The organism is Faecalibacterium sp. OF03-6AC, assembly GCF_003478175.1.
Taxonomy (GTDB): Bacteria; Bacillota; Clostridia; order Oscillospirales; family Ruminococcaceae; genus Faecalibacterium; species Faecalibacterium taiwanense.
Map to the genome: position 1 here is coordinate 12,754 of NZ_QUEN01000006.1, position 14,225 is coordinate 26,978.

Consider the following 14,225-nt stretch of genomic DNA (forward strand, 5'->3'; position numbering starts at 1 on the left):
TTCCCGTTTTTTTATGCGTTCACAATATTCTCTCCCGCGCCATCCAGCCATGTGCGCAGGTTGTTTGCAGTAATATCCATCAGCCGCTGCAGGGCTTCGTTGGTGGCCCACGCGATGTGCGGTGTCAGCAGGGCATTCGGCAGGCCGCGCAAAGGGCTTGCCTGCGGCAGCGGTTCAGTGCCAAAGGCATCGGCACCGTAAAAGCCAAGCTTCCCGTTTTTCAGCGCATCGGCCACGGCCTGCTCGTCCACCAGTGCACCGCGCGCAGTATTCAGCAAGATCATGCCGGGCTTTGCCTTGTCAAGGGTGGCCGCGTTGATCAGCCCCCGTGTTGCAGGTGTTGCCGGGCAGTGCAGGCTGAGCACATCGCTGCGGGCAAGCAGGGTGTCAAGATCCACGAACTCCACACCGTCGGCTTTGTACTCCGGCCGAACGGTGCGGGTGCACACCAACACCTCCATGCCAAAGGCCTTGGCAATGCGGGCGGTCTGCCGGCCAATGCTGCCGTAGCCATAGATGCCAAAGGTCTTGCCCAGCAGTTCCACCTGCGGCAGCAGACCGTAGGCCGCAGGCTCCTCGGTGCGCCATTGGCCGTCCTGCACAAGGCGATGGTAACGGTCGGCGCACTGGCAGATGGCCAGCAGCAGGCTGAAGGTCATCTGTGCCACACTGTAAGTAGAATAGCCCGGCACGTTGGCTACCGGCACGCCATGGCGGCGGCAGGCCTTCAGATCAAGGTTATCCGTGCCGGTGGCAATGATGCCCACCCACCTGAGCTTCGGGCACTGGGCCAGAACGGCTTCGTCGATGCGGCACTTATTCAGGAACACGATCTCCGCATCCCCGATGCGCGGCACCACCTCTTCCTGCGCGGTGCGCCCATAGCGGGTGATGTCCGGCACAAGCGCCTTCACACCCGACCAGTCCAGATCTCCCTGCTGTATGGCATAATCTTCCAGAACCACTGCTTTCATTTCAACTTCCTCACTTTCACATCATACGGGATACAGTGCCAGCACCGTGCCCTGCGGGCTTTCGCGGCTTTCCAGCGCGGCATAGCCTCGAGCCAGCAGGATGGCAATGTGCACCCGGTCGGCCAGCGGGAGCCATACCGGCGGCACATTCTGCGCAAGGCACCCGGCCTGCAGCAGAAAACACGGTGCCAGACTGTCCAGCGGGCGGATAGCCCGCAAAGCAAACCCCTGACGCAGATACAGCGGGATCAGTTCTTCTGCCGCACATTCCACCACGGCCCACTGTGCCCGCTGCCGGGCAAGGAACTCCTGCCGGGCAGCAGCCGCAGCCAGCAGCGGTGCAAGGGTCTCGGCAGCATGGCCGTCCGGCCCGGCTGCCGGCGTCAAAAAATATCCGCCTGACGTGCGGTTCCAGCCCAAAAAGCGGCGCAGCGCAGCCGCCGCTGCCACATCGGCATCCATGGGCAGCAGGATGCACCCAGCTCCCGGCACACCGCGTGTACTGTACACGCCCCACACCTCGCCTACCGTCAGCATCCGCAGCACCTCGCTGCGCGGACGGTACACACTGCTCACTTCGCTCTGCGCCAGTCGGCAGAATTCCTCCGCCGAAAGCCGCCTTACCTGCCGCGTGCGCGGCGGGTCACAAACCTGGATCATTTGGTTTCCCCCATTCTTTTTCAGTATGCACCCAGCATACCGGACCGGGGGCGAGAATCGGCGCGAAACAGGGCCGCTCTTTTTGTTTTACAGATCCAGCGTTACATCCTCGCTCAGCACCTGACCAATGGGCTTTGCAATGCACAGGTCGGCTTCCGCATCTGCCCCGGTGGGCTGCATATTGATGACCACCAGATGGTCGCCCCGGAAGTACCGGATCAGTCCTGCCGCCGGGTACACCACAAGGCTTGTGCCGCCGATGATCAGGGTATCCGCATGGCGGATGGCGTTCACCGCGCCGGACAGCACCTCCTCGTCCAGCCCTTCTTCATACAGCACCACATCCGGCTTGACGATGCCGCCGCACTCGGTGCAGCGGGGCACACCGGTGCTGTTGGCAATGAAATCCACATCGTAGAACTTACCGCAGCGGGTGCAGTAGTTGCGCAGGGTGCTGCCGTGCAGCTCGTACACCGTGCGGCTGCCCGCCGCCTGATGCAGGCCGTCGATGTTCTGGGTGACGACCGCTTTCAGCCTGCCCTCCCGTTCCAGCTTTGCCAGCCGCAGGTGAGCCGCGTTGGGCTTTGCCCCCTTCACGATGAGCTTATCTCGGTAAAAACGGTAAAACTCCTCCGGGTTCTCCTCCCAGAAGGTATGGCTCAGGATCGTTTCCGGCGGATAGGCGTACTTCTGATGATAAAGTCCGTCCACACTGCGGAAGTCCGGGATGCCGCTCTCGGTGGAAACGCCCGCCCCGCCAAAGAACACGATGCTGCTGCTTTTGGCAATGATCTCTTCCAATGCCTGTACCATAACAAAAAACGCCCCTTTCGCCGGATGTACATTTGTGTTAAGATAGCTTCAGTATAACACAAACTCACAGGAAAGGAAGCGCAACTTTTGAACGTCTGGTATGTGAACAGCATTCTGGGAACCTTCCGGCTGGAAGAGGAAAACGATGCCATCTGCGGGCTGACCCTCTGCCCGGACGGGGTGCCGGAACTGGAACCGCTGCCCCGCAAGGTGTGCGAAACACCGCTTTTACAGGAAGCCGAGGAGCAGCTGAACGAATATTTTGCCGGGGCGCGCAGGGAGTTCGATCTGCCCCTCGCTCCAAAGGGCACAGCTTTCCAGAAAGCCGTCTGGGCCGAGATGAACAAGATCCCCTACGGTGAGACCCGCACCTACGGCCAGCTGGCCGCCGCTGTTGGCAAGCCCAAGGCCAGCCGTGCTGTGGGCGGTGCCTGCCACTGCAACCCCATCGCCATCCTTCAGCCCTGCCACCGGGTGGTGGGCAGCACCGGCAAGCTCACCGGCTACGCCTATGGCGTGGAGATGAAGCAATATTTGCTGGAGTTGGAACAGCAGGAGTAATTTTATGATCGGAATGCCCTCCGCGTTCGCTCTGGGCATTTTCAGCGGAAAATTTATTTTATATTTGTGTTTCAGAAAAGCCTGCGGGCTTTTCTGAAACACTTTTTCACCGTAGGGTCGCTGTGGGAAACTGCATCATACACAAAAGAGCCATTGCACATCCATTTTGTGCAGCGGCTCTTTATTTTTCACTCCGTTTTACTGTGCACTGTAAATGCTGCCCATCGTCCAGGAATTATCCGCGCTGTACTTGGCGTGGTTGCGCAGGTAGGTGACCCACGCGCCGTAGCCGTTGCCGGCAGAGAGATGCACGCCATCCGGCGCTGCAAGCATCTCCTTCAGGTTGCCCTCGCCGTCGGCAAGGGTCTCCCACAGGTCAAGGTAAACGCATCCCTTGCTGGCGGCCAGCTGAGCCAGCTGCTCGTTCACACCGCGCAGCACATCCGATGCAAGGCCAGGCTTTTCGGCAGCTGCCGAGGGTCGCACCGGCGGGATAGACTGCACGTAGATCACGCAGTCCTCGCCCAAAGCCTCGCGCAGCATATCCAGCATCTGGCCATAGTAGGCAAGGAAGCGGTCCGAAGCGCCCAGCGTGGTGAGGGTGTTAGTGCCCAGCAGGATATACAGCTTCTTGGGCCGGGCAGCGGCCAGCACATCCAGCGCTACCTCCTGCCCGCGGGTGGGGCTTTTGACTGCGCTGCGGTTCACAATGGCATCCGGGCCAACGCCGGTATAGCCGCAGATGAGTGCCCCGCCCAGATTGATCTGGTAATCCGAGAAGCCCACCGTCAGACTGTCGCCCAGAAAGGCTGCGTCCGCAAAGTAGCTCAGGTCCACCTGCCCGCAGCTGGGCTGGCGGATGACGCTGGCATCATAGGCTTTGACGGTGTAGGCCCCAGCGCTCTGCTTTGCAGGGCCAAAGTTCTCCAGTATGACGGCCTGCCCACCGGTGCTGCCATCCTGTGCAGCACTGCTGCTGTCCGCTTCGCCCTGCATGGGCAGCGGTGCCAGAATGTTCTCGGCAATGCCGCTGGCGTTGGTAGACGGGGTATCGTCCGCGCCCTCTGCGCCCTTTTCCAGAATGGCCGTGATGGCGTAGGATACCAGCAAAATGGCGACCACTGCGCCCAGAAAGCGCAGCTTGCCGCTGACTGTACCGCGCCGTGCCCGGCGCGGTGCAGAATGATACTCGTGTGAAATGCCCATGGTTTTTCCAGCTTTCTCCATTTTTCCCGCACAGAAGGGGGTGTTACCCGCCCGGGGCTGTGCGTTTTTTATTTTATCATAATTTTTTTGCCTGTGCAACCAATTAGGTCTTGCATACAACAGGCAAAACAGGTACAATAAGGATGTGGTAATTTTGCACATTTTACAAAAAGGGTGTGCACATGCCGCAAACTTTTTTGTATCACTTGCAGCATCCGGTTTGTTTGCCGCACGGTCTGCGGGCAGTGCAGGGCCTTTAGACCAAACCCCACTCTGGCGGCGCGGAAGCCGGAACCTGCAGCGATGTACAAATGATAAGAATGAAATTTGCAAAAGGAGGTACTCATGGCCAAGAATGTGATCATTGGTCAGAGCGGCGGCCCTACCGCCGTGATCAACTCCAGTCTGGCAGGCGTGTACAAAGCCGCCTGCAGCCTGGGTGCAGACAAGGTGTACGGCATGAAATACGGCATCGAAGGTCTGCTCAAGGAAGAAATGCTGGAGCTGAACGTCCTGCTGGACGACCGCATGAGCATTGAACTGCTCAAGCGCACGCCTTCCAGCTACCTTGGCAGCTGCCGTTACAAGCTGCCGGACCCGGATGTGGACTCCACACCCTTCATCAAACTGTTCACCCTGTTTGACAAGTACGACATCTGCGCGGTGTTCTACATTGGCGGTAACGACTCCATGGACACCATCGCAAAGCTTTCCCGCTACGGTGAGCGCGTGGGCAGCAGCGTGCGGTTCATCGGTGTGCCCAAAACCATCGACAACGACCTGTGCCTGACCGACCACACCCCCGGCTACGGCTCTGCCGCCAAGTACATTGCCACTATTTTAAAGGAAGTCATCCGGGATTCCTCCGTGTATGACATCCGCAGCGTGACCGTGGCTGAGATCATGGGCCGACATGCGGGCTGGCTTGCCGGTGCGGCCTGCCTTGCGGGCGGCGACGACTGCGAAGGCCCGGATCTGATCCTGCTGCCGGAGGTGCCCTTCGATCAGGACAAGTTCCTTGCCAAGGTGGACGAACTGCAGCGCCGCAAGTCCAATGTGATCATTGCGGCCAGCGAGGGCGTAAAGACCGCCGACGGCACCTATCTGTGCGATCTGGTGTCCACCGCAGGCCAGCTGGATGCCTTTGGCCACAAGGCCGTGCTCAGCGGCACCAGCCGTTATCTCTCCGACCTCATCCACGACAAGCTGAACTGCAAGAGCCGTGCCATCGAGTTTTCCACCCTGCAGCGCTGCGCCAGCCATCTGGCCAGCCGCACGGATGTGAACGAAGCCTACGCTGTGGGCGGTGCCGCAGCAGCCGCCGCCTTTGCGGGCGAGACCGGCCGCATGATCGCGCTCAAGCGCATTTCCGCTTATCCCTACCAGTGCATCACCGAGTCGGTGGATGTGCAGCAGGTGGCAAACCTTGAAAAGAAGGTGCCGCTGGACTGGATCAGCCCCGACGGGATGCAGGTGACTGCTGCCTTTGAGGAGTATGCCCGTCCGCTGATCCTGGACGAGGTAACGCCCGTCTATGTCAACGGCACCCCGCGCCACATCCGCCTGTAATCCCTTTTCCCGCGTCTGTTTTCGTGCATCCTGCACGTAATATTATATTGCCGAAACAGAAAAACAAAAAAGGAGAAATCATCATGGGTAAAAATGCAATCGTTGGTCAGTCTGGCGGTCCTACTTCCGTCATCAATGCAAGCCTTGCAGGCGTATTTGAAAGCTGCAAGAGTCGCGGCGCAGAGATCGTTTACGGTATGTGCAATGGCGTTGCCGGTCTGCTGGAGGAGCGGGTGGTGGATCTTTCCACCGTGCTGACGGACGATCTGGACATCGAACTGCTCAAGCGCACCCCGTCCAGCTTTCTGGGCAGCTGCCGCTACAAGCTGCCCGACTGGCATGAGGACGAGACCGTCTACAAAAAGCTGTTTGCCATTCTGGAAAAGCTGAACATCGGCTACTTCTTCTACATCGGCGGCAACGACTCCATGGATACCATCGGCAAGTTGGCCGAGTACGGCGAGCGCATCCAGAGCGACATCCGCTTTATGGGCGTGCCCAAGACCATCGACAACGACCTGATGGTCACCGACCACACCCCCGGCTACGGCTCTGCTGCCAAGTACATCGGCGTGGTGATGAAGGAGATCATCCGCGATGCCACCGTGTACGGCACCAAGTACGTCACCGTGGTGGAGATCATGGGCCGCAACGCCGGCTGGCTGACCGCTGCCGCCGCTCTGGCAAAGAGTGACGACTGCGAGGGTGTGGACATGATCTGCCTGCCCGAAGTGCCCTTTAATGTGGAACACTTCATTGAAAAGGTGCGCGTGATGCAGGAGAAGAAGCCCAGCATCGTGATTGCCGTTTCCGAGGGCGTAAAGCTGGAAGATGGCCGTTACGTCTGTGAGCTGGCCGACGATGTGCACGCAGTGGACGCTTTCGGCCATAAGGCCCTGACCGGCACCGCCCGATATCTGGCCAACGTGGTGGCCCGCAATCTGGACACAAAGACCCGCTGCATCGAGCTTTCCACCCTGCAGCGCTGCGCAGGCCATCTGACCAGCCGCACCGACATCACCGAAGCCTATCAGGTGGGCGGTGCTGCCGCCAAGGCGGCCTTTGAGGGCGTTACCGGCCAGATGGTGGCCCTGAAGCGCATCTCCAACAGCCCGTACCAGTGCACCACCGAGCTGCATCCCATCAGCGAGGTGGCAAACCTTGAAAAGAAGGTGCCGCTGAGCTGGATGAACGCCAACCACACCCAGATGACCGATGAGTTCCTTGCTTATGCCCGCCCGCTGATCCAGGCCGAGCTGACCCCGCTGTACATTGCCGGTCTGCCCCACCACATCTACATGAAGAATCAGAAGTGATCTCTCCTGCATTGATTTTTCTCAAGGCATGATGAAAGCCCGTCCGAGTTTTAGGCCCGGACGGGCTTTTTGCATTTCGGTATTCTCCGCCTTAGAACATCAGACCGCTGCGCCGACTTTGGGTGCGCCGCCTGCGATTTCCTCTGCCGTCAGGGGCTTTGCCTCCACCGGGGCATTCAGGCGCTCCTTGGCCACTGCCAGCATCAGCTTGATGCGGTTCTCCTGATTGACCTTGGTGGCGCTGGGGTCGTAATCGATGGGGGTGATGTTGGCACTGGGGTACAGGGCGCGGATCTTGTTCACCATACCCTTGCCCACGATGTGGTTGGGCAGGCAGCCGAAGGGCTGGGCACACACGATGTTGCCGTAGCCGCCCTGCACCAGCTCGATCATCTCGGCAGTCAGCAGCCAGCCCTCGCCCATCTTGGCACCCAGCGAAATGATGCCCTTGGGCTTTTCCACCAGCTCCTTGAAGGGGCCGGGGGCGTAGAAGCCTGCGTCGGCCTCAGCCTTGAGCATGGCGCGCTCGATGCTGTCCAGCCAGTTCAGGAACTGGTCAATGCCGATCTTCACAGCCAGCTTGCCGCCGTACAGTACATGATCCTCGCCCATGTTGAAGGCGCAGTACTGCACAAAGCCCATCAGGCCCGGGAAGTTCACCTCGCAGTCCTGACTTTCGAGGAACTTCTGCAGGTCGTTGTTGCCCAGCGGGCTGTACTTGACGTAAATTTCGCCAACCACGCCCACCTTGACCTTGGGCACCCGGGTAACGGGGATGGCAGCAAAGTCCTTTGCGATGAGGGGGAAGGTGTGCTTCATCTCCTTGGAGGTGTAGCCCTTGCCTGCCAGCAGCACGCGGCCCAAGCGTTCCACCCACAGGTCTACCATCTTATCGGCAGCCCCCTTCTCGTTCTCGTAAGGTGCCACCTGATTGCGCAGAGCGCACAGCATATCGCCGTAGAAGATGCAGGCCAGCGCACGGCGAGCCAGCGGCAGGGTCATCTGGAAGCCGCTGTCCTTTTCCAGACCCGAGAAGTTCAGGCTGGCCACCGGGATCTGCGGATAGCCCGCCTTGACCAGTGCCTTGCGCAGCAGGTGAATGTAGTTGGAGGCACGGCAGCCACCGCCGGTCTGGGTGATGAGCAGCGCAGTATGCTCCAGATCATACTTACCGCTGTTCAGCGCATCCAGAAACTGACCGATGACCAGCAGAGCCGGATAGCAGGTGTCATTGTGGACGTATTTCAGGCCCAGCTGTGCCACGGCACTGCCGCAGTTGCCCAGAATTTCGCACTTGTAGCCGTCGTAACGCAGGGCGTACTCCAGCAGGCGGAACTGGGTAATGGCCATGTTGGGGATGAGGATGGTGTGGGTCTTCTTCATCTCCGGAGTAAATTTGGGATAATTGTATTCCATAGGTTCCTCCTATGTTGCTTTCTTAAAAAGCTTTTTGCTCTATCTCTATTTTATTCTGCCTTTTCTGCGGCTACCTCGTCCCGCTCATCCAGAGCGGCGAACAGACTGCGCAGACGGATGTTCACGGCACCCAGATTGGTGATCTCGTCGATCTTGAGCTGGGTGTAGAGCTTGCTGCCCTCCTGCAGAATTTCGCGGGTCTCGTCGGTGGTGATGGCATCCACGCCGCAGCCGAAGGACACCAGCTGCACCAGATCCATATCCTTCTGGGTGGTGCAGTACTTGGCGGCGGCATACAGGCGGCTGTGGTAGGTCCACTGGTTCAGCACACTGGTGGGGAACTTCTGCACTCGATTGGAGATGCTGTCCTCGGTAACAACGGCAGCACCGTGGCGGGTGATGAGGCGGTCGATGCCGTGGTTCACCTCGGGGTCCACATGGTAGGGGCGGCCTGCCAGCACGATGATGCGCTTGCCCTGACGGCGGGCTTCATCGATGATCTCGCTGCCCTTCACGCGGATCTTTGCCATGTGGGACTCGTATTCCGCATAGGCGGCATCCGCTGCGGCCTGCACTTCCTTCTCGGAGATACCGCCAAAGTACTTGGGCAGGATGTTCTTTGCCATCTTGTGCACAAAGTCCTTCGGGCGGTGGATGCCCACATAGTCATAGATGAACTTGGTGCCCTCCAGTTCCGGGCAGTTGCCTGCCAGAACCTCGGGGTAGTAGGCCACCACCGGGCAGTTATAGTGGTTGTCGCCCAGTCCCTCGTCCACATTGTAGGTCAGGCAGGGATAGAAAATAGCGTCCAGCTGCATCTGGCTCAGGGCCTTGATGTGGCCGTGGCTCAGCTTTGCCGGAAAGCAGGCGGTATCGCTGGGGATAGTAGCCTGACCGGCGAGGTACAGGCCGCGGCTGGACACCGGGCTGGTGTGCACGGCAAAGCCAAGCTTTGTCCAGAAGGCCCACCAGAAGGGCAGCAGCTCGTAGAAGCCCAGACACAGCGGGATGCCGATGGAGCCGCGCTTGCCGGCCACCGGCTTGTACTCGGCCAGAAGCTGCTGCTTGTAGGCGTAGAGGTTCAGGCTGTCGTCGGCACTCTTGCCGGTCACGGGCTTATCGCAGCGGTTGCCGGAGATGTACTTGCGGCCATCCGCAAAGGTGTTGACGGTGAGCTGGCAGTGGTTGCCGCAGCCGCCGCACTTCACGCTGACCACCTTCTGTTCAAAGGCTTCCAGCTCCTGCTGGCTCATCATGCCGGAGGCGGTACGGTGGGCCTTGCTGCTCTGGCGCAGGCCGAACAGAGCCGCACCGTAAGCGCCCATCAAGCCGGCAATGTCCGGGCGGATGACCTCCACGCCCATCTCTTTTTCAAAGGCGCGGAGCACGGCTTCATTATAAAAGGTACCGCCCTGCACCACGATCTTGCGGCCCAGCTCTTCCGGACTGGATGCGCGGATGACCTTGTACAGTGCGTTCTTGACCACGCTGATGGACAGACCAGCCGAGATGTTCTCGATGCTTGCGCCGTCCTTCTGGGCCTGCTTGACCGAGCTGTTCATGAACACGGTGCAGCGGCTGCCCAGATCCACCGGGCGGTCTGCAAACAGGCCAAGGCTTGCAAATTCCTTCACGTCATAGCCCAGTGCCTGTGCAAAGGTCTGCAAAAAGCTGCCACAGCCGGAGGAACATGCTTCGTTCAGGAAGATATTGCTGATGGCACCATCTTCGATCTTGAAGCACTTCATATCCTGACCGCCGATGTCGATGATGAAATCCACATCCGGCATAAAGTATTTTGCAGCGGTAAAGTGAGCCACCGTTTCCACCAGACCGTAATCGCAGCGGAATGCGTTCTTCACCAGCTCTTCGCCGTAGCCGGTGGTGGTCACGCTGGCCACCTGCAGGCCCGGGTGCTCCTTGTAAATTTTCAGCAGCTGTTCCCGGATGAGGGGCAGCGGGTTGCCAAGGTTCGGTTGATAGTTGGTGTAAAGGATCTGGCTCTTCTCGTCCACCACCACCAGCTTGACGGTGGTGGAGCCGGAGTCGATGCCGATATGCACCGGGCCGCACTGCGCGCTGAACGGCACACGCGGCACACTGTGGGACATGTGGCGGGCGTGGAAGGCCTCGTATTCCTCCTTGCTGGCGAACAGCGGCGGCTCGCTGGCGTAGGTGGCAGTGGCAGCATACTGATCCAGCGCATCGGCCACCTCGGACAGAACAAAAGCCTTGTCGGCATAGAGGGCAGCGCCCAGTGCCACATACAGCAGGCTGTTCTCCGGGCAGGTGCCGGTCACGTTCAGCGCTTCGTCAAAGCTCTTGCGCAGCACGCTGCTGAAGGTGAGCGGGCCGCCCAGATACAGGATATTGCCCTTGATGGGACGGCCCTGTGCAAGGCCTGCAATGGTCTGGTTGACCACAGCCTTATAAATGCTGGCAGCAATGTCCTCAGTGCGGGCACCCTGATTGATCAGGGGCTGCACGTCGCTCTTGGCAAACACGCCGCAGCGGGACGCAATGGTGTAGGTGCGCTGTGCATTCTCTGCTGCCTTGTTCATCTCGTCGGCACCCATTTTCAGCAGGGTGGCCATCTGGTCGATGAAGGCACCGGTGCCGCCGGCACAGCTGCCGTTCATGCGCACCTCGGTACCGTTGGTCAGAAACAGGATCTTGGCATCCTCACCGCCCAGCTCGATCACGCAGTCGGTGGCAGGCACAAAGCGCTTGACCGCCACGCGGGTGGAGAACACCTCCTGCACAAAGGGCACGCCGCAGCTGTCGGCCAGACCCATGCCCGCCGAACCGGAAATACTCAGCAGCGCCTTCTGACCGTGCAACTGCTCGGCATCGATGCGGCGCAGCAGCTCCTGTGCCTTTTCCAGAATATGGCTGTAATGCCGTTCGTATGTAGAATACAGCAGCGTATCATGTTCATCCAGCACCACACACTTGATGGTGGTACTGCCGATGTCAAGACCTACTCTCACGTTGTTTTCCTCCTAAGGACAAATGCCGGAGGCAAAGCCCCCGGTGGACGGCAAAATCAATTTCTTTGCCAAAAATTAGTTTGTTAACGAATCATTTTGTCAATTCGCATACAAATGTATTATAATCCAATTTTGCGGCACAATCAATCAGCGTCCTTTATTTTACACAGAAAAAATAGTATTTTCCGCTCAAAAAGTTAAACATTTTGTGAACTTGTCGCTTTTTATGCGGCTGCACCGGTGTCTCGGCAAAGTTTTTTAACCTTTGCCAACAAAAAAGGACTGCCGCACAGGAGCATCTCCCCTGCAGCAGTCCTTTTTCATTATTATAATGCAATCATGCAGCATGCATCACAGCTCGTCCGGGTCGCCGCGCTCCGGCATGGTACGCAGCTCCCGCACCAGCATATTGCGCAGCTGGTACTGATGCTGCTGTGCCTGTGCCGTATCGCCGCCCGTATGCAGCTCTACCGTCGGCTCCGCCATGCGGTCGGCGCACAGCGGAATGGTCACCACTGCCTGTGTGCCCTTTTCCGGTGCGCGCTCCACCCGCAGGCCCCAGCCCATACGGCGGCAGCACTCGCGGCAGAGCAGCAGGCCCAGCTTTGCGCCGCCCAGAAAGCAGCGCCGGTTCTCCAGCCATGTATCCTCGCCTGCTTCCGGCAGGCCGCAGCCATTATCCATCACCGTCAGCTGCCAGAAGCTTTCGCTGCGGCGCAGCATCAGCCGCACTTTGCCGCCCGCACTGCAGGCTCGCAAGGCATTCGAAAGCAGATGCAGGCACAGCAGTTCTGCATCACTGCGGTCCGCCATGATCCGGCAGGCTGTCCAGCCGCCATAGTCCAGCGTCAGTTCCACCCCAAGCTGCGCCTGCACCATATCGGCCTGTGCGGCGACCTGCTGCAGCAGCTGGCACAGGTCCAGCGGATAGAGCCGCGGGTCTTCCTCGGTGCGCAGAAAATCCAGCAGCGACATCACTTCGTTCACAGTGCGGTCCAGCCTTGCCGCCGCAGCGCTGATATCGTTCACCGCCTGTCGGGTCTGCTGGTCGGCACCCACATGCGCAAGGTGCTGGTCCAGATATTCGCAATTGCGTCCGATCAGACCCAGTGCATGGAAGCATGCCTGTTCCACATTCTTCTGCGGGACCGCCTGCGCGGTCAGTGCACCCGCCTCGTTCTGCCGCATCTGCTCCATACCCTTGCGCCTCCTGTGTTTTATGCTCAGTCGTCCTTCTGACGCTGAAGATAATTCTTGACTGTGTAGATCAGTTTACCAGTGGTAGGTTTCTCGTCCGCAAATCCGCTTTCTTCCTTGAAGCGCAGCCACTTGACCGAGGGCTTTGCTTCCAGCTGGTCGATCATACGCCGGATGCCGCTGTCCACAGCAGAGACCGACACATCGTACTGCTCGCTCACCGCCTGCAGGATCTCCTTGCGGATGGCCAGCTTCTGGCTGGTGCCGTACACCACGCCCACCGCACAGGAAAGATAGTTGCAGTTCACGTCCGGCAGCTGGATGCCCCATCCCTCGTACAGTTCCTGACACTTGCGTTCTATGCGCTGGCTCTGCCGTCCCGGCAGGCGGTACAGCTCCCACAGCAGGTTCTTCAGTTCGGCATGGCCCACATAGCAGAACCCATCGCCCGATTCCAGACAGATGGCACTCGTATTCTGCCGCCTGCCCTCATCAAACAGAACAACATTCGGTTTGGGATCCATGCTGCGGATATTCATTAAAAACTCCAGCCCGCTCATATCTTCCAGCTGGCTGCAGAGGATCACAACATCAAACTGACGGCCCTGACGCAGCTGTTCCAGCAGACGGCCGCCGTTCTGGAAGCAGGTGCACTCCAACGCAGGGCTTTGCTCCTGCAGGTAGTTCTTTTCCACCCGCAGTTCCTTGCGGTCGTAGCTTCCAAGGGCGATCTGCAGCGTTTTTGCTGTGTGCTCACTCTCCACGCAACGCGCCGCCTTTCTGCCTGAGCTGTTCTGTATCGGTCAGTTCTTCTACCACATCCTGCCAGATCTCCGGCTGGACACCATTCTCACACAGATAGCGCAGGATCCGGTAGCAGAACTCTGGTGCAGCTGCAATGTAGCAGCTTTGCATGTACTGCCGGTTCCCGGTACGGCAAAGCGTCAGGCAGCAGCCGTCTTCGTTGCCTGTATCCATTGAGTATACCAGCGTATATGCTTTCTGCAACCCGTCGATTGCCGAAAACTGACGGATCATAGGTGAAAATGTACGTTCCATAATTTTTCCTCCCTTGCTACAAGGTCCTGCGACATTTTTAAGGCATTCCTTGTTTTTCTTATCTTATTTTAAAGAGCAAGGAGGGCTGGTTCAATCCTGAAAAAGCGTCTAAAAACATCAAAATCACATTCGTTGCATTTTTTGTCGTGTTTTTCTGTTCCGCGGCACATTTTATTTTGTGCTTGCGTTTGATCGCAGATTTTTTGCGTCGTATTGGCAGTGTAATTCTGCTTTCGTGATGTTTTTCCGTTTTATCAGGATCTTCCGCTATTAAAATAGCACGACGGCGACGCAAATTCAACCTCCACGTCAATTTTTCCTTTATTTTCCTGTTTTTCTGCCTCAAAAGCCAAAAATACCGGTCCGGTCAAAATTTACGTTGAAATATACACAGTTTTTTCATATTGTTCCGGTAAAATAGAAGTGTATAACGCCTTGCTGCGGGTCCTGTATCCGGGCAGTTT

Annotated in this window: 13 protein-coding genes; 3 read left to right on the top strand and 10 right to left on the bottom strand. The window is 58.4% G+C overall.

All coding sequences use genetic code 11. The annotated features are described in order from the left end of the window. Nucleotides 1–11: 11 nt before the first annotated feature. The 3 genes from DXA66_RS08075 to DXA66_RS08085 form a co-directional block, all read right to left on the bottom strand. Nucleotides 12–974 carry a D-2-hydroxyacid dehydrogenase gene (locus tag DXA66_RS08075; protein WP_118528090.1) on the bottom strand — a complete coding sequence of 321 codons (963 nt, stop codon included), beginning with the start codon at nt 972–974 and terminating at the stop codon, nt 12–14. A 21-nt stretch (nt 975–995) separates the two neighbouring features. Further along, complete coding sequence (locus DXA66_RS08080) at nt 996–1,634, bottom strand: hypothetical protein (protein ID WP_118528092.1); 639 nt, start codon at nt 1,632–1,634, stop codon at nt 996–998. Nucleotides 1,635–1,721: 87 nt separating this feature from the next. After that, on the bottom strand, nt 1,722–2,447 hold the full coding sequence (locus DXA66_RS08085) for an NAD-dependent protein deacylase (RefSeq protein ID WP_097774769.1): 726 nt from the start codon (nt 2,445–2,447) through the stop codon (nt 1,722–1,724). A gap of 87 nt (nt 2,448–2,534) precedes the next feature. Between DXA66_RS08085 and DXA66_RS08090 the strand changes: the two genes are divergently transcribed. Beyond that, complete coding sequence (locus DXA66_RS08090) at nt 2,535–3,008, top strand: methylated-DNA--[protein]-cysteine S-methyltransferase (protein WP_118528094.1); 474 nt, start codon at nt 2,535–2,537, stop codon at nt 3,006–3,008. Between the two features lie 198 nt (nt 3,009–3,206). Here DXA66_RS08090 and DXA66_RS08095 read toward each other — a convergent pair whose 3' ends face one another. Next, nucleotides 3,207–4,214, bottom strand: coding sequence for a GDSL-type esterase/lipase family protein (locus DXA66_RS08095; protein ID WP_118528329.1), 1,008 nt, complete (start codon nt 4,212–4,214; stop codon nt 3,207–3,209). 345 nt (nt 4,215–4,559) lie between these two features. Between DXA66_RS08095 and DXA66_RS08100 the strand changes: the two genes are divergently transcribed. Continuing rightward, the gene (locus DXA66_RS08100) at nt 4,560–5,783 is read left to right on the top strand and encodes a 6-phosphofructokinase (RefSeq protein ID WP_005939849.1); all 1,224 of its coding nucleotides are present in this window, start codon (nt 4,560–4,562) and stop codon (nt 5,781–5,783) included. A gap of 83 nt (nt 5,784–5,866) precedes the next feature. Beyond that, the gene (locus DXA66_RS08105; protein ID WP_044953421.1) at nt 5,867–7,099 is read left to right on the top strand and encodes a 6-phosphofructokinase; all 1,233 of its coding nucleotides are present in this window, start codon (nt 5,867–5,869) and stop codon (nt 7,097–7,099) included. Nucleotides 7,100–7,198: 99 nt separating this feature from the next. Here the strand turns inward: DXA66_RS08105 and DXA66_RS08110 are convergent, their stop codons facing one another. The 6 genes from DXA66_RS08110 to DXA66_RS14130 form a co-directional block, all read right to left on the bottom strand. Next, a complete protein-coding gene (locus tag DXA66_RS08110) occupies nt 7,199–8,515 on the bottom strand; it encodes a 2-hydroxyacyl-CoA dehydratase (protein ID WP_118528096.1) in 1,317 nt (438 codons plus the stop codon). Nucleotides 8,516–8,565: 50 nt separating this feature from the next. Further along, nucleotides 8,566–11,505 (bottom strand): acyl-CoA dehydratase activase, encoded by a 2,940-nt coding sequence (locus tag DXA66_RS08115; protein WP_118528098.1) that lies wholly within the window; start codon nt 11,503–11,505, stop codon nt 8,566–8,568. A gap of 351 nt (nt 11,506–11,856) precedes the next feature. Further along, on the bottom strand, nt 11,857–12,702 hold the full coding sequence (locus DXA66_RS08120) for a HAMP domain-containing sensor histidine kinase (RefSeq protein ID WP_118528100.1): 846 nt from the start codon (nt 12,700–12,702) through the stop codon (nt 11,857–11,859). Between the two features lie 26 nt (nt 12,703–12,728). Next, nucleotides 12,729–13,466 (bottom strand): response regulator, encoded by a 738-nt coding sequence (locus DXA66_RS08125; RefSeq protein ID WP_097778216.1) that lies wholly within the window; start codon nt 13,464–13,466, stop codon nt 12,729–12,731. Next, the gene (locus DXA66_RS08130; RefSeq protein ID WP_242959366.1) at nt 13,456–13,761 is read right to left on the bottom strand and encodes a hypothetical protein; all 306 of its coding nucleotides are present in this window, start codon (nt 13,759–13,761) and stop codon (nt 13,456–13,458) included. The genes DXA66_RS08125 and DXA66_RS08130 overlap by 11 nt, the downstream gene beginning before the upstream one ends. A 58-nt stretch (nt 13,762–13,819) precedes the next feature. After that, the gene (locus DXA66_RS14130; protein ID WP_158576354.1) at nt 13,820–14,056 is read right to left on the bottom strand and encodes a hypothetical protein; all 237 of its coding nucleotides are present in this window, start codon (nt 14,054–14,056) and stop codon (nt 13,820–13,822) included. Between the last annotated feature and the right edge of the window lie 169 nt (nt 14,057–14,225).